The organism is Shinella sp. CPCC 101442 (assembly GCF_024704725.1).
Lineage (GTDB): Bacteria > Pseudomonadota > Alphaproteobacteria > Rhizobiales > Rhizobiaceae > Shinella.
This window is the reverse complement of the sequence record NZ_JALIQS010000001.1, coordinates 428,157-445,503: the sequence shown is the minus strand read 5'-3', so window position 1 is coordinate 445,503 and position 17,347 is coordinate 428,157. Positions and strand designations below refer to the sequence as shown.

Below are 17,347 nucleotides of genomic sequence, written 5' to 3'. Positions count from 1 at the left end.
CATGCGTATCGCCTTTTTCGTCAATTCGATCGAAGACGAGACCCCGACCTTCACCACAACCTCGCTTGCCATGGCCGCGCTCTCGCGGGGCCACGATATCTGCTACCTGACGCCTGGCGACTTTGTGCTCAGGGCAGATGACAGTCTTTCCGTGCGCGGCCGTGTGCTGCCGGGCAAGCGCTACAGGAAAGCCGAAAGTTTTCACGCCGCCCTTCAGGGCGATGAGGCGACAATCGAGACCATGGATATCTCCGAGGTCGACGTCCTGTTCCTGCGCAACGACCCGTCGCTCGACGCCGACGGCCGCCCCTGGGCGGCCCATGTCGGGGCGATGTTCGGGCGGCTGGCCGCCGCACGGGGCACGCTTGTGGTGAATGATCCCGATGGCCTGTCGCTCGCCCAGAACAAGCTCTATTTCCAGGGTTTTCCGCAGGCCGTGCGGCCGCAGACGCTGATTTCCAAGAGCATCGAAGAGATCCGCGGTTTTATCGACCTGCACAAGGAGGGCGTGATCATGAAGCCGTTGCAGGGCTCCGGCGGCAAGAACGTCTTCAAGATCGGCTCGACCGGCGAAGCCAACCTGAACCAGATTTTCGAGGCCGTCAGCGGAGAGGGTTACCTGATCGCACAGAACTATCTGGCTGCTGCGACCGAGGGCGATATCCGCCTCTTCCTGATGAACGGCCGCCCGCTCGAGAAGGATGGCACCTATGCCGCGATCCGTCGCGTGCCGGCAAAAGGCGAGGTCCGTTCCAACATCCATGCCGCAGGCACGGCGGTGAAAGTGGAGATCACGCCGGAAATTCTGGCGATTGCCGAGATGGTGCGGCCCAAGCTGGTGGAGGATGGCATGTTCCTCGTCGGCCTGGACATCGTCGGCGACAAGATTCTGGAAATCAACGTCTTCACGCCAGGCGGGTTGAGCGCGATGTTCGATCTCTACGGCGTGGATTTTTCCGAAAACGTCATTGTCGCGCTGGAGAACAAGGTCACCCAGCGCGATGCTTATGAAGGGGCGATCGCCAACAGGATCCTGGCGACGCTCTGATCAGATCGGTTTGCTGTTCGCCGCCTTGACGGATTTCGCTTTCGCGGCCGCCTTGGCGGCAGCGGCCGGTTTTTCGGCGCTGGCGGTTTTCTTCTTCGGCTTCGCAGCCTCTGTGTCCGTGCCGTTGGAAATCTGGATCAGCGGCTTTTTCGCAGATTTCGTGGGCGCTGCCTCCGGCTCCAGGGCCACGCGCTCGAATTCGTCGCGCTCGCGCACGGCCTGTTCCCAATGGGCATTGTCATCGCCATCGGGCCGGCCTGACGCCTCCCAGATCGAATAGGCCCGTTTGCTGATCCATTCCTTGCGTGCATCCGTCATCGTGTATCCCCGTTTGAGAGTGAACTGACGCCGTGCCGATGCTGCGGATGTGCAGGCAGAACCGGAACACGGAACTCGCTGGACGGCCGGGCGAGCAGCAAATCCAGATACTCGACGCACCTTCGCTCCGGGCGCGGCCCTTTCTGGAGCAGGTCTGCTTCATGCGATTCGCTTCGCTAGGATGCGCCGAAAGGCACAGGGCATCAAGGCGCGCACCGGCCACATCCTTTCCCCAAGCAAGGCCGGTCAAGGAATTCCTTGCGCGAAGTGCGATAAATCGGCGTGATTTCGCAAAAGTTTTCCGCTTGCGGGTGGACAGTGCCGATCCCGCCAACGTATTGTCCGGACGAGAGAATATTCAACCTGGGCAACGGCATCGAGAGGCAGGGCGTTTGACAGCAACAAGGCAACAGCATCGACCGGTTCGTCGGGCTCTTGGCCTCTTTTGCACAGCGTTCACCTGCTTTCTTCTGTTGATAACCACGCTGCCGGCGCCATCTGCCGCAGGCGCCGCCGCAAAAGTGCTTCGTTACGGCACGCAGAAGCCTGCGGGATATGCGTCTTCCACGAACGAGCGGGACTGCCGCAAGCGCACCGGTGCGGGCAAGGTCGCCTCTCTGGCGCGAGGCGGCGTCGATCTAGCCTGTCCGCCGGAAGATTTCGCGCGTCGTTCGCAGACTGTGGACAAGCTTATCGTTGCCATGGTTTCGCCCGGCGGGGCCGGCAAGGGCAATATCGAGACGCGGGGCGCGCGTGCCCCTCCTGTGTTTTTCGCCTGACGGCTGCCTCGATCGCAAAGCTTGATCGCGCGGCCTTTCCGATGGTGCCGGTTAGCGGCATTCCAGAGACGCTCTGACGTTCGAAAGCGATCGACCAAACGATGACAGGTGACATGATTCTGGTCCTGCTGGTCTGCCTTCCCTTTGCGGGAAGCCTTGCCGCGACCATCCTGCTCAGGACCGATTCGCGTGTCCTTGCGGCGCGCATGTCGGGTGCGGTGACCCTTGCCGCGCTCGTCCTGACGGCCTCGCTCTATCCCGCGGTTCGCGCGGGCGGCAAGGTGCGGCTGGATCTCGAATGGCTGCCGCAGCTCGGCCTGAACGTCACGTTGCGGATGGATGGTTTCGCCTGGCTCTTCGCCATGCTCATTACCGGCATCGGCTTCCTCGTCGTTCTCTATGCGCGCTACTACATGTCCGAGGAGGATCCGGTTCCGCGCTTCTTCTCGTTCCTGCTCGCCTTCATGGGGTCGATGCTCGGCATCGTGCTGTCGGGCAACATCATCCTGCTTTCGGTGTTCTGGGAACTGACGAGCATCTTCTCCTTCCTGCTGATCAGCTACTGGCACCACAACGCCGCCGCGCGCGATGGCGCGCGCATGGCGCTGACGATCACCGGCATCGGCGGCTTCTGCCTGCTGGCCGGCCTGCTCGTGCTCGGCCATATCGTCGGCAGCTACGACCTCGATGTCGTCCTGGCTTCGGGCGACCTGATCAAGGCGCATCCGCTGTATCTGACGGCGCTCGTCCTCATCCTCATCGGTGCGCTGACCAAGAGCGCGCAGGTGCCGTTCCATTTCTGGCTGCCGAATGCCATGGCGGCACCAACGCCCGTTTCGGCCTATCTGCATTCCGCGACCATGGTGAAGGCGGGAGTCTTCCTGCTGGTGCGGTTCTGGCCGGCTTTGTCGGGCACCTATGAGTGGTTCATGCTGGTCGGCATCGCCGGCATCAGCACGCTTTTGCTCGGCGCCTATTTCGCCATGTTCCAGCAGGACCTGAAGGGCCTGCTCGCCTATTCGACGATCAGCCATCTGGGCCTCATCACCACGCTGCTCAGTCTCGGCAGCCCCCTCGCGGCGGTCGCTGCGATCTTCCACATGATGAACCACGCCACCTTCAAGGCTTCGCTCTTCATGGCCGCCGGCATCATCGACCACGAGACCGGCACGCGCGACATGCGACGATTAAGCGGATTGCTCAAATACCTGCCGATAACGGGCACGCTCGCCATGGTGGCGAGTGCGGCCATGGCCGGCGTGCCGCTGCTCAACGGCTTCATCTCCAAGGAAATGTTCTTCGCGGAAGCCGTGGAAACGCATGCCGATTCCGTGCTCGACCGCATCCTGCCCTATGTCGCGACGCTTGCCGGTGCCTTCTCTGTCGCCTACTCGCTGCGCTTCATCCACATGGTTTTCTTCGGCCCGGAGCCGACGGATCTGCCCAAGCCGAAGCCGCATGAGCCGCCGCACTGGATGCGCTTCCCCATCGAATTCCTCGTGCTCGCCTGCCTCGTCGTCGGCATCATTCCGAGCCTGTCGATCGGCCCGTTCCTGCATTCTGCCGTCGTCTCCGTTCTCGGCGACCGCACGCCGGAATACAGCCTTGCCGTCTGGCACGGTATCAACACGCCGCTGATCATGAGCCTCATCGCGCTCGTCGGCGGCGGGGCGCTCTATTTCGTGATGAAGGACTATCTCGCCAAATGCGACGACGGGCCGCCGCTTTTCCGGCATCTCGGCGGCCAGCGTATTTTCGAGCGTGTTCTCGTCACCGTTTCCTGGAAGTGGGCGCGCTGGCTGGAAAGCAATCTCGGCACGCGCCATCTCCAGCCGCAGCTTCGCCTCATCGCGGCCGCGGGCTTCCTGGCCGGTGCGGTATCGCTTTATCTCGCGGGCTTTTCTCCCAAGCCATTGTCCTTCGATGATATCGACCCGATCTTCGCCGCCGTCTGGTGCATCGGCGCCTTCTGCGCTCTCGGGGCGGCCTATCAGGCAAAGTACCACCGACTCGCAGCCCTGGTGCTGCTGGGCGGCGCGGGCATCACCACCTGCATCACCTTCGTCTGGCTCTCGGCGCCCGATCTTGCCATCACGCAGCTCGTCGTGGAGATCGTTACCACGGTTCTCCTGCTCCTCGGCCTGCGCTGGCTGCCGAAGCGCTCGGAGAAGGTCGACAATTCCGTCTCGTTTGCCGCGCGCAGTCGCCGCTTCCGCGACTTCCTGCTCGCGATTTCCTGCGGCTTCGGCATGTTCCTGTTCTCCTATGCGATCATGACGCAGCCGGTGCCGGATGCGATCGCAAGTTATTTCCTAGACAAGGCCTATAGCGAAGGCGGCGGGCGCAACGTCGTCAACGTCATCCTCGTCGATTTCCGCGGCTTCGACACGATGGGCGAGATCGCGGTTCTGGCCATCGTGGCGCTGACGGTCTTCGCGCTGCTGCGCCGCTTCCGCCCGGCGCCCGACAGCATCGAAAAACCGGAGCAGCAGCGCATTCAGAATGCTTTCGACGCGGAGCGCCCCGAGCGTTCGGCCGGCGACACGGTGCGCGACTATCTGCTCGTTCCCTCGGTCATCATGCAGTGGATGTTCCCCGTGATCGCGACCTTCTCGGTCTACCTCATCATGCGCGGCCATGATCTGCCGGGCGGCGGCTTTGCCGCCGGTATCACCATGGCGATCGCCTTCCTGCTGCAATATCTGGCGGGCGGCGTGCGCTGGGCGGAGGACCGTCTGCGCATCCTGCCACTGCGCTGGATGGGTTTCGGCCTCCTGATGTCCGCGATGACCGGCATGGGCGCCTGGCTGTTCGGCTATCCGTTCCTGACGACCCATTCGCAATACATAGAGGTGCCGTTCATCGGCAAGGTGCCGGCGGCAAGCGCGCTCCTCTTCGATCTCGGCGTCTTCTCGCTCGTGGTCGGCGCGACGGTGCTGATCCTCATCGCACTCGCCCACCAGTCCGTACGCATGCATCGGGTCCGTAGTCTCGACGCCCCCAAGGCGGAGGAAGCCTGATGGAACTCGTTCTCGCAATCGGTATCGGTATCATGACGGGATCGGGCGTCTGGCTGATCCTGCGCCCACGCACCTATCAGGTCATCATCGGCCTGTCGCTACTCTCCTATGCCGTCAACCTCTTCATCTTCGGGGTCGGCGGGGTGAAGTCCAATGCCGCGCCGCTGCTTGGCGAAGGCGTCGACGTCTCGACGCTGACGGACCCCGTACCGCAGGCGCTGGTGCTGACCGCGATCGTCATCGGGTTTGCGACGACGGCGCTCTTCCTCGTGGTCCTGCTCGCCGCTCGCGGGCTTACCGGCACGGACCATGTCGATGGCCGGGAGCAGCCGAAATGAGCGGCTGGCAGCAACATCTCATCATTGCGCCGATCGTCATCCCGCTGATCGCGGGTGCCCTTCTCCTGTTCTTCGACGAGCGTCAGCGCGTCGTCAAAGCCATGATCAGCGTCGTCTCGTCCCTGGCGCTGGCGGCCGTCGCGATCAACCTGTTCCGGCTGGCCAATGGCGGCGATTTCGAAGGCGTCTATCTGCTGGGCAACTGGCCGGCGCCTTTCGGCATCGTTCTGGTCGTCGACCGGCTCTCGGCGCTGATGCTGGTTCTCGCCTCAATCCTCGCCATTCCGGCGCTGGTCTTCGCGCTGGCCCGCTGGCACGCCGCCGGTGCGCATTTCCACTCGCTGTTCCAGTTCCTGCTGATGGGCCTCAACGGCGCTTTCCTGACGGGGGACCTCTTCAATCTCTTCGTCTTCTTCGAGGTGATGCTCGCCGCCTCCTACGGGCTTCTGATGCACGGCTCCGGCCCCATGCGCGTCAAGGCGGGCCTGCACTACATCGCCGTCAACCTCGCCGCCGCGCTCTGCTTCCTGATCGGCGTCAGCGCGATCTACGGCTCCGCGGGCACGCTCAACATGGCCGACCTCGCCATGCGCATCGGCGAAATCGAGGGTGAGCGGCGCATGCTGCTGGAGGCGGGTGCCGCCATTCTCGGCGTCGTCTTCCTCATCAAGGCCGGCATGTGGCCGCTGAATTTCTGGCTGCCCGGTGCCTATAGCGCGGCGGCGGCGCCCGTTGCCGGCATCTTCGCCATCATGAGCAAGGTCGGAATCTACGTCATCCTGCGACTGTCGCTGCTCGTCTTCGGGCAGGGCGATTCGGCCGGTCTCGGGCTCAACGTCCTGCTCTATGGCGGCATGGCGACCATCGCCTTCGGCACGATCGGCGTGCTTGCATCCCAGGCGCTCGGGCGTCTGGCGAGTTACAGCGTGCTCGTGTCGTCCGGCACGCTGCTCGCCGTTCTCGGCCTCAGCAATGGCGAGGTCACCGCGGGTGCGCTCTTCTACATGGTCAGCTCCACGCTGACGATCGGCGCCTTCTTCATGCTGATCGAACTCGTCGAGCGCGGTCAGGATGCCGGCGCCTCGGTTCTTGCCGTCACCATGGAAGCCTATGGCGACGCCGACGAGGAGGAGCAGGAGGTCGAGGTCGGCGTCACCATGCCGGGAACGATCGCGGTGCTCGGCATCTGCTTTGCCGCCTGCGGCATCCTTCTGTCCGGCCTGCCGCCTCTGTCCGGCTTCGTCGCGAAATTCGCGATGCTGACGGGTATGATCGGTACGGGAGCCGCGGCCGACCAGCCGATCCCTGCCTCCGTCTGGTGGATCGTCGCTCTGCTTATCCTGTCGGGTCTTGCGGCACTGATCTCGATGACGCGTGCCGGCATCCGCACCTTCTGGGCCTCCATGGAAGGAACGGTGCCACGCGTTCTCGTCATGGAAATGGCACCGGTCATGCTTCTGATCGCGCTCACCTTGACACTGACGATCAAGGCCGGCCCGGCGATGCACTACATGGAGGAGACCGTGCGCAACCTGCAGCAGCCCGGCACCTATATCGACGCCGTGATCAATGCGCGTCGTGCCGGTGTCGCGGAGGCGAGCGGGCCGGATGGCGGGGGAGGGATCTGACATGCTGCCCTATCCGCTGCTCAGTGCCTCGCTCGTCCTCATGTGGCTCGCCCTCAACGGGTTTACGCTCGGCCATCTCATTTTGGGCAGTATCGTCGCGGTCTTTACCTCCTGGGGCATGGCGTCGCTGCGCCCGGCCAAGCCGCGCATGCCGAAATGGTACCTGCTGCCGAAACTCGTCGCCATCGTGCTCTACGATATCGTGCGCTCGAACATCGCGGTTGCCTCCATCCTGGTCGCGGGGCGCGGAAAACGCTTCAAGTCGGGGTTCATCACCGTGCCGCTCGACCTGCAGAGCCCGACGGCGCTCGCCGTCCTGGCCGTCGTGGTGACGAGCACGCCGGGCACTGCCTGGCTTGAATACAATTCACTCAGCCGGACCGTGCTGATCCATGTTCTCGATCTCGTCGACGAGGCGGAATGGCAGGCCCTGATCAAGGGGCGCTACGAGGCGCTGCTGATGGAGATTTTCGAATGAGCCAGATGATCCTCTCCTGGTCCATGATGTTTGCGCAGGTGTGCCTGGTCGTCGCCATGGCGCTTGCGGCCTTGCGCATGTCGCGCGGACCCCGCGCGCAGGACCGCGTCCTGGCGCTCGATACGCTCTATGTGAACTCGATGCTGCTCCTGATGGTCTTCGGCATTCGCACCGGCAAGGTCATCTATTTCGAGGCTTCGCTCGTCATCGGCATGCTCGGCTTCGTCGCCACGGTGGCGCTCGCCAAATTCCTGATGCGCGGGGAGGTGATCGAATGAGCACTATCGAGCATGCAGCCGACCTGCCGGCCTGGGCCGCCCTTGCCGTTTCCTTCTTCCTCGTCATCGGTGCGGGCCTGACGCTGATCGGCACGATCGGCTTTGTGCGCCTGCCGACGTTTTACGAACGCATCCACGCGCCGACGCTTGGTACGAGCTGGGGCACCGGCGGCATCGTCATGGCCTCGATGATCTTCTTCACGGTGCTGTCCACAAGGCTTGTCGTTCACGAGATTTTGATCGGGATTTTCGTGACGGTCACAACGCCGGTGACGCTGATGCTGCTCGCCCGCGCGACCCTGCACAGGGACCGGGTCGAAGGAAATCCCGGTGTTCCGGGAGAGGCGCCCGCGGAAACCGGGGAAGGGGACGGCGCGGCAGCCGGGGCGGACTGACCGAAGGCGTGCGAAAACTCGCCCGCCTTATTCCGGTAATGTTAAGGTTGTTTCGTATACCTTTTTCGCATGGACCACAGTCGCTCAATTTCCGTCGATCGCGAGACGTCGATACGGGGGACGCCTACGCTTGATGGCAGGAGGATCGTCATCCTGTCGTCGCATGTCTTCCTGAACGGCTTTCGGAAAGCGAGCATCCATTTCGTGGCGCGCCGCTGGGCCGCTGCCGGCGACGAGGTCTGCTTCACCACGGTCGGGCACAGCTGGATGAGCCGCTTCAAGCAGAAGGAGCGTCTTGAAGCGCTGCGCCGCGCACAGGGCAATCGCTACGCCGAAGTCGAGCCGCGGTTGTTTGCTGGCGCCTATCTGCCGCCATTGCACGCCTTCAGCACCGGCAAGCCGCTCGTCAACGTACTGGTGAAACCGCTCTTTGCCCTCTACGGGCGCCACCTTCCCGCATTCGTCCGCCAAAAGATCGAGAGTGCCGATCTCGTGGTGATCGAAAGCGGCACACCCGTCGTCTTCCTCGATCTCGTGCGCCGGCTGAACCCTGGGGCCAAGCTTCTCTATTTCTGTCGCGACCTGCTGCGAAGTGTCGGAGCCGCACCCTATCTGCGTGCTGTCGAAGAACGGGGCATCGGGTTCTTTGACAGCGTCTGCGTTCCCTCGCGTCGCCTGGGTGAGATGCTGCCCCCCGGTGGCAAGGTGCATTTCGTGCCGCAGGGCATTGAAGCCGAGGTTTTCGACCGCGCGGTGGTCTCGCCCTATCCTGCGGGCAGCTGCAATGCGATCGCGGTCGGCGACATGCTTTTCGATCAGATTCCCATCGATGGAATGGCCGCCGCCGCGCCGGATGTGACTTTCCATCTTTTCGGCATACGCTGGTCTGGCGATGTGCCGCGCAATGTCCGGGTGCACGGCGAACACTCCTTCGAGGCGCTGGCGGCCTATATCCGGCATGCCGATATCGGCCTTGCGCCCTACCGGGTGAAGAGCAGCGATGTCTACCTGGCGGAATCGAGCCTGAAACTCCTGCAATATGCCTATTGTCGCCTGCCGGTCATCCTGCCCGATATCATCCCGGTCTCTCGCGGGAACGAGATCACCTATTCGCTGGATGCGCGGAACGATTGGCGGGCGATCATCGACGCCGCCCTTGCCTGGCCGCATAGCGAGGCCTATCGCGACGGCATCCTGACCTGGGATGACGTGGCGCGGCAGACACTTGCCACGGTGCACGCCTGAAAACGATCAGCCGGGACCTGGCGCAGGCGCAATGAGACCGGCGATGCGACGCGCGAGCGGACGAAGGCCGCCCGGCAACCGCCCCTCGACCATGTCGACGATCCGCGCCGCCTCGTCGGAGGCAATCAACCGCAGCATCCGCGCCGCAACGGCATAGACGAGCGCTCCGAGGGCCACGGCGACCGGCAGCCCCACAGGGCCCGGCAGCAGGATCGTCACGGCGAAAGCGACGCCGCCGCATGCGCTTGCCGCGACGAATGTGCGGGCGAGGGCGCCCCAGGGCACGGTGGGGCCGCCATGGGAGCCGACCGCCATCAGCAGAAGCCCGAGCGTCAGGCTCTCGGCAATGATGCGCGCCGATCCCGCGCCGAGCAGGCCGGCCGAGGGAACGGCGATGACGAGCAGGATGAAGACGAGGACGGCGGAAGCGACTGTCACCCTGAGCAGCCGGTTGCCTTGCTCGCGCGCCGCAAGATAGGACCAGGGCACGACCGCAAGACCCGCCGGCACCGAGGCGAGCATGAAGAGCACGCCGGCATTCGCCGCCGGGGCGAAGTCCGCGCCGAAGACGACCGGGATGAGCGCGGGGATGATCGCGGCCCCGCCGATGCCCAGCGGCATGACGAAAAGCGCCGCGAACCGCAGGCAATTGCGATAGAGCGCGCTGGGTGGAGCGGCGCCGTCGGTGGCGGCGCGCGCGGCAAGGCCGACCAGGAAGGCCGGCGAAAGCTGAAGCGTCAACTGGCTGACCAGGCCCGAGAAGACGATTGCTGCAGCGAAGTAACCGATATCCGCATCGCCAAGGAAATAGCCGACAACCAGGAATTCGATGCGTGTGAGGACGACGATGTCGATCGCATCGTTGGTCCACATGCTGCGCCGATAGGCGTGCATTTCCGGCGTCAGGGCCGCGGGTGGGGCAGGTGTTCGGCGGTCGAGGTGCCTGGCAAGGCAGAAAACCTGCGGCAGGTAGCGCGTCAGCATTCCGAGCAGCGCACCACCGGGGCCGATGATGACGGCGCCGGCGAAAACGACCGGCACCTGGAACAGGCTGCCGACAACGGTGGTGGCGGCCACCTCGCCGAAGCGTCCGCGCCCACGGGCGACAGCGATGGAAAAGGCCGACAGCGTATAGGCGAGGAACAGCAGGCTTGCGCCGATCCAGAGCCAGGAGGCGGGTGCGCCCGACACATGGTGATGGACGCCATAGGCGAGGAACAGGAGGAAGGCGACGGCGACCGCCGGGAGAAAGACGGTGAAGGCGCGGCGCACGAGCGGCGCCCAGGCGTTGTCGCCCCGGTCGCTTACGGCTGCCACGTAGCGCAACACCAGTTGCGGGAAACCGCGATCCGCCACTGCGGCCGCGCAGACGATGACCCACATCGCATAGGCAACCAGGCCCGAGCCCGCCGGGCCGAGCACGCGCGCTGTGATGACGCTGACGAGGAAGCCTGCGACCAGCGAGACGAGCGTTGCCGCCAGGTTGAGCAGGGAGGAGCCGAGAACGCTGGTCATTCGCCCTTTTCTCACGAAAAGATAACTTTGAATTAAATAAAGCCGGGCATTGGTGGGGGACGGCAAAATAAAGGTATCTGAGGCGATCATGGAGAAACCGGTCCGCGAGGAGACATTCCTTATTCCCGGCTCCCAGTCGCGGTCGCTCAAGCAGATGTTTCACCATCTGATCTGGCGCGTGATTGCGCCGCTGCCGGATAAACTTTACCTGAAGCTGAAATACTGGGTCATCAAGGGCGAATGGCCCGACATCGATCGTCCCCGGACGTTCTGCGAGAAGGTTCAGGCGCGCAAGCTCTACGATCGCAAGCCGATCTACGCCATGCTGGTCGACAAGGCGGGCGTGAAAGCCTTCGTCGCGGAAAAGCTCGGTCACGCCTATGTGACGCCGACCTACTGGGTCGGAACCGACCTAGCGGCGGTGGACTGGACGAAGGTGTCGCTGCCGGCGGTGGTGAAGCCGACCCATGCGAGCACGCAGGGCCGGTTCCTCTACACGCAAGCGGACATACGTCGCCTTCTCGAAGACAATCCGGCGCCGGCCTGGCTGAAGCTCGATCACGCGCATTACAATCGTGAATGGGCCTACAGCGCGGTTGAGCCGCAGGTCCTGATCGAGGCAATGCTGGTTGTCGATGGCGGCGTGCCGTGGGATTATCGCTTCTTCACCTTCGATGGTGTCGTTTCGCATATCGAGGTGAACATGCGCGTCGACGGCAAGGGCTATGCCTGCCACTACACGCCGGACTGGGTCCGCCTGCCGCTCCATGATCCGGACTATCTCGAGGCGTATCCGGGCGAGGTGCCGAAGCCCGCGCGATTCGACGAGATGATGCGCATCGTCGAGGCGGTCGGGCGTGATTTCGATTTCCTCAGGATCGATCTCTATGCCAGCGACGACTGGGTTCGGCTCGGGGAAGTGACGCTCTATCCGGACGGCGGGTTCATGCGGTTCGATCCGGCGGACTATGATCGCCTGCTCGGCGAGAAATGGACCCTCGGCTTCAAGATCCCCAACGCTGCCTGATCCAAACCGCCTACTTGCCCTTGCTGACAGGCCGATCCGCATGGATCGGCCTTTTGCTTTTTCATGGGTGATCAGCCTGCTTGCCGATGACTAACCTCTTGACAGGGGAGGGGTGTCGCATAATGCTAAGATGTCAGACCAATTTGAGAAGCTGACATCAAACAGGGGAATTGGCGTCATGCCAGCGGAACCGAGCAGCAGGCCGCAGATAGCGCCGTTGCCGCCCATCGACCGTGCGCGGCAGGTGACGGAGGCGCTGGCCTCCTACATCGACCGGGCAAGCCTGAAGGCGGGCGACCGGCTGCCGGCCGAGCGCGAGCTGATGGCGGCGCTTGTGGTCGGGCGTTCGACGATCCGCGAGGCGATCCGCCATTTCCAGGCGCTCGGCGTCATCGAAAGCCGCAAGGGCAGCGGCACCTATCTCCTGAAGCCGATCACCACGGCGACCGTGCACATGCCGCTCTCCTTCGATGCCGCGCATCTGCGCGACATCCTTCTTCAGACGCTGGAAGTTCGCCGCGGCATCGAATGCGAGGCGAACATGGTGGCGGCGCGGCGCCGTACGGCCGAAGATCTCGTCATCATCGAGGAAAAGCTCGACGAGATGGAGCGGGTCCATATTGCCAAGGGCACGTCCGGCCCGGAAGACCTCGCCTTCCACCTCGCCATCTACGACGCGACGCACAACCCGCTGTTCAGGCAGCTTCTGGAACAGATGCGCGATGCCTTCGAGCGTTTCTGGGAAGAACCGTTCGACCGGCAGGATTTCGCCCGGCGCTCCTTCCCGTTCCACCGCACGCTCTTCAATGCGATCGCCGCGCAGGACCCCGAGACCGCGCGCATCGAAACCCTCAAGATTCTCGACGTCGTCGAGGAAGACATCAAGGAAATGTCCCGATGACCAACGGAGCCGATCCGTTCGACTTTGCCTCCCTCATCGTCGCCCATGACGAGGCGAACGCCTTCGAGGCGGTGGTGCCGCCGATCGTGCAGACCTCGCTCTTCACCTTCGGCAGCTATGACGAGATGGTCGCCGCCTATCGCGGCGAGATCGTGCGGCCGATCTACACACGCGGCCTCAACCCGACGGTGCGCGCCTTCGAAGAAATGCTGGCCAAGCTTGAAGGCGGCGAGGATGCGCTGGGCTTTGCCAGCGGCATGGCGGCGATCTCCTCCACCGTGCTCTCTTTCGTTGAACCGGGCGACCGCATCGTTGCCGTCCGTCATTGCTACCCGGATGCCTTCCGCCTGTTCGGCACGCATCTGAAACGCATGAAGATCGAGGTGACCTATGTCGACGGGCGCGACGAGGAGGCGGTGGCCAAAGCCCTGCCGGGCGCCAAGCTGCTCTATCTCGAAAGCCCGACGAGCTGGGTGATGGAGGCGCACGACGTCGGCGCGCTCGCCGCACTCGCCAAGCGCCACGGCGTCGTCAGCGTCATCGACAACAGCTGGGCAAGCCCGATCTTCCAGCGCCCGCTGACGCTCGGCGTCGATCTCGTGCTGCATTCGGCCTCGAAATATCTTGGCGGCCACAGCGACGTCGTCGCGGGCATCGTCACCGGATCGAAGGAACTGGTCGGCCGCATCCGCGCGGAGGCCTATCCTTATCTCGGCGGGAAGCTGTCGCCCTTCGATGCCTGGCTGCTGATCCGCGGCCTTCGAACCCTGCCGATCCGCATGAAGGCGCACGAGGCTGCGGGGCTCGAGATCGCCAGGCGCCTGCAGGCGCTCGATGTCGTCGAGACGGTCTGCCATCCCGCGCTCGCCAATCGCCTGCCGCCGGGCCTTAACGGCACATCCGGCCTGTTTTCCTTCATCTTCCGCGAGGGCGTGGATATCCGCGCCTTTGCCGATCGCCTCAAGCTCTTCAAGCTCGGCGTCTCCTGGGGCGGGCACGAGAGCCTGATCGTGCCGGGCGAGGTCGTGCTGGAGCAGAAGGCCCAGCCCAATTCCGCGCATGCCTTCGGCATCCACGCGCGGTCCGTGCGTCTCCATATCGGCCTGGAGGGAACCGAGGCTCTGTGGAGTGATCTGGAAACGGCGATCTCAGCCGCGACCGAAGCCTGACGTCAAAATCCGAAGCAACCAGAAAAGAGGGAACGACCATGAAGAGACTTTTGACCGCAGCCCTGCTCACCTCGTTGATGGCGACGAGCGCGCTGGCCGATACGACGCTGAAGCTGGTCGAGGTGATCACCAGCCCCGAGCGCACCGAGACGCTGAAATCCATCGTGGGCAAGTTCGAAGCTGCGAACCCCGGCACCAAGGTCGAGATCATCTCGCTGCCCTGGGGCGAGGCGTTCCAGAAGTTCGCCACCATGGTCTCGGCCGGGGAAGTGCCTGACGTCATGGAAATGCCCGACACCTGGCTGTCGCTCTATGCCAATAACGGCATGCTCGAAAGCCTCGAACCCTATCTGAAGACGTGGGAGCATACCGGCGGCCTGACCGAACGTGCGCTGGAACTCGGCCGCGACGTCAACGACACCGCCTACATGCTGCCCTACGGCTTCTACCTGCGCGCCATGTTCTACAACAAGAAGCTGCTCGCCGAGGCCGGGGTTTCCGAGCCACCGAAGACCATGGACGATTTCGTCAAGGCGTCGGAAGCCGTGGCCAAGCTGCCCGGCAAGTCGGGGTATTGCCTTCGCGGCGGTCCGGGCGGCCTGAACGGCTGGGTGATGTTCGGCGCAACGATGGCCGGCTCCAACAAATTCTTCAACGAAGACGGCACCTCGACGATGAACGAGGAAGGCTGGGTCAAGGGCCTGACCTGGGTCATCGATCTCTACAAGAAGGGTCTAGCACCGAAGGACAGCGTCAACTGGGGCTTCAACGAAATCGTTGCCGGCTTCTACGGCGGCACCTGCGCCTTCCTCGACCAGGACCCGGATGCGCTCATCGCCATCGCGGAACGCATGAAGCCGGAAGACTTCGGCGTCACCACCATGCCGAAGGGGCCGAGCGGCAAGGCCTTCACGACGATCGGCTTCGCCGGCTGGTCGATGTTGTCCTCCAGCCAGAACAAGGACCTGTCCTGGAAGCTCATCGAGGCGCTGGAAAGCCCCGAGGGCAACATCGAGTGGAACAAGCGCACCGGCGCGCTGCCGGTTCACAAGTCGGCGGAAAAAGACCCGTTCTATGCCAGCGAGCAGTTCAAGGGCTGGTTCGACGAGCTTGCCGATAAGGATGTCGTGCTGACCGTCATGCCGACCTACCTCGAGGAATTCGCCTTCTTCAAGGATTCCATGGCGATCAAGACCACGCAGGAGGCGCTTCTCGGCGATATCACGCCGGAAGACCTCGCCAACCAGTGGGCCGACTACCTGACCAAGGCGCAGCAGAAGTTCCTCGCCAAGAAATAGGCCTGAGGAAACTCCGGGCGGAGATACGAGGCTCCGCCCGGAGACATTCACCCTTTTGAAACGCCCCGCCACCTCAAGCAATTCCGGCAAAGTGCGCAGCGATTTCGCGCCCGGAATCGCTTAAAGGCCCCAAGGGAAGCGAGACGATGACCTTTGCTGCCCATCCGCACGCCGCAAAACCGCTCCGGAAGCGGATCGCCGATGCGTCGGAACCCTATCTTTACAGCGCGCCCGCGCTTGTCCTGATCATCGGCGTCATGCTGGTGCCGCTGGCGCTCGGCATTTCCTATGCCTTCCGGGATATCCAGCTGCTCAACCCGTTTTCCGGCGGCTTCATCGGGCTCGATCATTTTCGCGCGCTCGGGCAGGACCAGGCCTTTTTCCGGGCGTTGCGCAACACGCTGTGGTGGACGGGGGCTTCGGTCTTCCTGCAGTTCATCTTCGGGCTCATCCTCGCGCTTTTGCTCGACAAGCCCTTCGCCGGTCGCGGCCTCGTGCAGGCGCTGGTGTTTCTGCCCTGGGCGGTGCCGAGCTTCCTGGCCGGTCTCAACTGGGCGTGGATGTTCAATCCGGTCATCGGTCCGCTGCCGCACTGGCTCCATGCGCTCGGCATTCTCGATGCGCCGAACAACATCCTCTCCGATCCGCATCTCGCCATGTGGGGGCCGATCGCCGCCAATGTCTGGTGGGGCATTCCCTTCTTCGCGATCACGCTGCTGGCCGCACTTCAGGCGATCCCGCGCGATCTCTATGAGGCCGCGAGCATAGATGGGGCGGGGCCGGTACAGCGCTTCGTCTCGATCACGCTGCCGTTCCTGGCGCCCACCATCGCCATCACCGTTCTCTTGCGCACGGTCTGGGTCTCCAACTTCGCCGACTTGATCATCGTCATGACCAATGGCGGACCGGCGGACCGCACGCAGATCGTTGCAAGCTACATCTTCACGCAGGCCTTCAAACGGCTCGACTTCGGCTACGCCTCGGCAATCGCCCTCGTGCTGCTCGTCCTTCTACTCGTCTATTCGCTGCTGATCGTGCTGCTGCGGCAGACGCTGCTGAACAAGGGGTGATGCCATGAGAAGCAGACCCGTCCTCACCATCCTGCATCGCCTCGCGATCCTCGCCTATATCGTCTTCGCGCTCTTCCCGCTGTTCTGGCTGCTGAAGGTCTCGGTGACGCCGAACGACCTGCTCTACAGCGAAGGCGTGCGCATGTGGCCGTCGCGCACGACCTTCGACCACTATGCCTTCGTCATCGCACACAGCGCCTTCCCGACCTTTTTCAAGAACAGCCTCATCGTCGCGGGTTCCACGGCGATAACGGTGACCGTCCTCGCCTCGCTCGCCGGCTACGCGCTGTCGCGCTTCCAGTTCCGGGCGAAATACTGGATCGTCGCCCTGATGCTGGTCACCCAGATGTTCCCCCTGGTGATGCTGGTCGCCCCGATCTTCAAGATGCTCTCGCCGCTTGGGCTTACGAACAGCCTCACCGGCCTCGTCATCGTCTACACCGCCTTCAACGTGCCCTTCGCGACCTTCCTCATGCAGTCCTTCTTCGACGGCATTCCGAAGGACCTGGAGGAGGCGGCGATGATCGACGGCGCCACGCAGTTCGTCGCCTTCCGCCAGATCATCCTGCCGCTGACGCTGCCCGGCATCGCCGCCACCCTCGGCTTCGTCTTCACGGCCGCCTGGAGCGAGTTGCTCTTCGCGCTGATGCTGATCTCCGGCAACGATGCCTCGACCTTTCCGGTCGGGCTGCTCACCTTCGTTTCGAAATTCTCGGTCGATTTCGGGCAGATGATGGCGGCGGGCGTGCTTGCGCTTATCCCGGCCTGCCTCTTCTTCCTCCTCATCCAGCGCTATCTCGTGCAGGGCCTGACGGCCGGCGCGGTCAAAGGCTGAAAGGG

Annotated in this window: 17 protein-coding genes; 15 read left to right on the top strand and 2 right to left on the bottom strand. The window is 63.5% G+C overall.

Annotation, left to right across the window (positions count from 1 at the left end):
- Nucleotide 1 precedes the first annotated feature (1 nt).
- The gene (locus MUO32_RS02070) at nucleotides 2-1,048 is read left to right on the top strand and encodes a glutathione synthase (protein ID WP_257946569.1); all 1,047 of its coding nucleotides are present in this window, start codon (nucleotides 2-4) and stop codon (nucleotides 1,046-1,048) included.
- Here the strand turns inward: MUO32_RS02070 and MUO32_RS29360 are convergent, their stop codons facing one another.
- On the bottom strand, nucleotides 1,049-1,366 hold the full coding sequence (locus tag MUO32_RS29360) for a DUF2934 domain-containing protein (RefSeq protein ID WP_257946568.1): 318 nt from the start codon (nucleotides 1,364-1,366) through the stop codon (nucleotides 1,049-1,051). It abuts the gene before it with no gap.
- Between the two features lie 521 nt (nucleotides 1,367-1,887).
- Here MUO32_RS29360 and MUO32_RS02060 point away from each other — a divergent pair.
- From MUO32_RS02060 to MUO32_RS02025, 8 genes are all read left to right on the top strand, one after another.
- Nucleotides 1,888-2,145 (top strand): hypothetical protein, encoded by a 258-nt coding sequence (locus MUO32_RS02060; protein WP_257946567.1) that lies wholly within the window; start codon nucleotides 1,888-1,890, stop codon nucleotides 2,143-2,145.
- 101 nt (nucleotides 2,146-2,246) lie between these two features.
- Nucleotides 2,247-5,165 carry a monovalent cation/H+ antiporter subunit A gene (locus MUO32_RS02055; RefSeq protein ID WP_257946566.1) on the top strand — a complete coding sequence of 973 codons (2,919 nt, stop codon included), beginning with the start codon at nucleotides 2,247-2,249 and terminating at the stop codon, nucleotides 5,163-5,165.
- Nucleotides 5,165-5,503 carry a Na+/H+ antiporter subunit C gene (locus MUO32_RS02050; RefSeq protein WP_117370310.1) on the top strand — a complete coding sequence of 113 codons (339 nt, stop codon included), beginning with the start codon at nucleotides 5,165-5,167 and terminating at the stop codon, nucleotides 5,501-5,503. Before MUO32_RS02055 ends, MUO32_RS02050 begins: the two co-directional genes overlap by 1 nt.
- Nucleotides 5,500-7,131, top strand: coding sequence for a monovalent cation/H+ antiporter subunit D (locus MUO32_RS02045; protein WP_257946565.1), 1,632 nt, complete (start codon nucleotides 5,500-5,502; stop codon nucleotides 7,129-7,131). The genes MUO32_RS02050 and MUO32_RS02045 overlap by 4 nt, the downstream gene beginning before the upstream one ends.
- 1 nt (nucleotide 7,132) lies before the next feature.
- Nucleotides 7,133-7,609: a Na+/H+ antiporter subunit E gene (locus MUO32_RS02040; protein WP_257946564.1), complete on the top strand. Its 477-nt coding sequence runs from the start codon at nucleotides 7,133-7,135 to the stop codon at nucleotides 7,607-7,609.
- Nucleotides 7,606-7,887: a K+/H+ antiporter subunit F gene (locus tag MUO32_RS02035; protein WP_257946563.1), complete on the top strand. Its 282-nt coding sequence runs from the start codon at nucleotides 7,606-7,608 to the stop codon at nucleotides 7,885-7,887. Before MUO32_RS02040 ends, MUO32_RS02035 begins: the two co-directional genes overlap by 4 nt.
- Nucleotides 7,884-8,282: a monovalent cation/H(+) antiporter subunit G gene (gene mnhG / locus MUO32_RS02030; RefSeq protein WP_257946562.1), complete on the top strand. Its 399-nt coding sequence runs from the start codon at nucleotides 7,884-7,886 to the stop codon at nucleotides 8,280-8,282. Before MUO32_RS02035 ends, mnhG begins: the two co-directional genes overlap by 4 nt.
- 69 nt (nucleotides 8,283-8,351) lie before the next feature.
- Nucleotides 8,352-9,527: a polysaccharide biosynthesis protein GumK gene (locus MUO32_RS02025; RefSeq protein WP_257946561.1), complete on the top strand. Its 1,176-nt coding sequence runs from the start codon at nucleotides 8,352-8,354 to the stop codon at nucleotides 9,525-9,527.
- A 6-nt stretch (nucleotides 9,528-9,533) separates the two neighbouring features.
- On the opposite strand, the gene MUO32_RS02020 is transcribed toward MUO32_RS02025, so the two are convergent.
- Nucleotides 9,534-11,042: a lipopolysaccharide biosynthesis protein gene (locus MUO32_RS02020; protein WP_257946560.1), complete on the bottom strand. Its 1,509-nt coding sequence runs from the start codon at nucleotides 11,040-11,042 to the stop codon at nucleotides 9,534-9,536.
- Nucleotides 11,043-11,130: 88 nt separating this feature from the next.
- On the opposite strand from MUO32_RS02020, the gene MUO32_RS02015 reads away from it, so the two are divergent.
- From MUO32_RS02015 to MUO32_RS01990, 6 genes are all read left to right on the top strand, one after another.
- A complete protein-coding gene (locus tag MUO32_RS02015) occupies nucleotides 11,131-12,069 on the top strand; it encodes an ATP-grasp fold amidoligase family protein (RefSeq protein WP_257946559.1) in 939 nt (312 codons plus the stop codon).
- A gap of 178 nt (nucleotides 12,070-12,247) precedes the next feature.
- Entirely contained in the window at nucleotides 12,248-12,970 is a 723-nt protein-coding gene (locus MUO32_RS02010) for a FadR/GntR family transcriptional regulator (protein WP_257946558.1), read from the top strand.
- Entirely contained in the window at nucleotides 12,967-14,139 is a 1,173-nt protein-coding gene (locus MUO32_RS02005) for a PLP-dependent transferase (protein ID WP_257946557.1), read from the top strand. Before MUO32_RS02010 ends, MUO32_RS02005 begins: the two co-directional genes overlap by 4 nt.
- Before the next feature lie 38 nt (nucleotides 14,140-14,177).
- Nucleotides 14,178-15,437, top strand: coding sequence for a sugar ABC transporter substrate-binding protein (locus tag MUO32_RS02000; protein WP_257946556.1), 1,260 nt, complete (start codon nucleotides 14,178-14,180; stop codon nucleotides 15,435-15,437).
- A gap of 146 nt (nucleotides 15,438-15,583) precedes the next feature.
- Entirely contained in the window at nucleotides 15,584-16,507 is a 924-nt protein-coding gene (locus tag MUO32_RS01995) for a carbohydrate ABC transporter permease (protein WP_257946555.1), read from the top strand.
- A gap of 4 nt (nucleotides 16,508-16,511) precedes the next feature.
- A complete protein-coding gene (locus MUO32_RS01990) occupies nucleotides 16,512-17,342 on the top strand; it encodes a carbohydrate ABC transporter permease (RefSeq protein ID WP_257946554.1) in 831 nt (276 codons plus the stop codon).
- The last annotated feature ends 5 nt before the right edge of the window (nucleotides 17,343-17,347 follow it).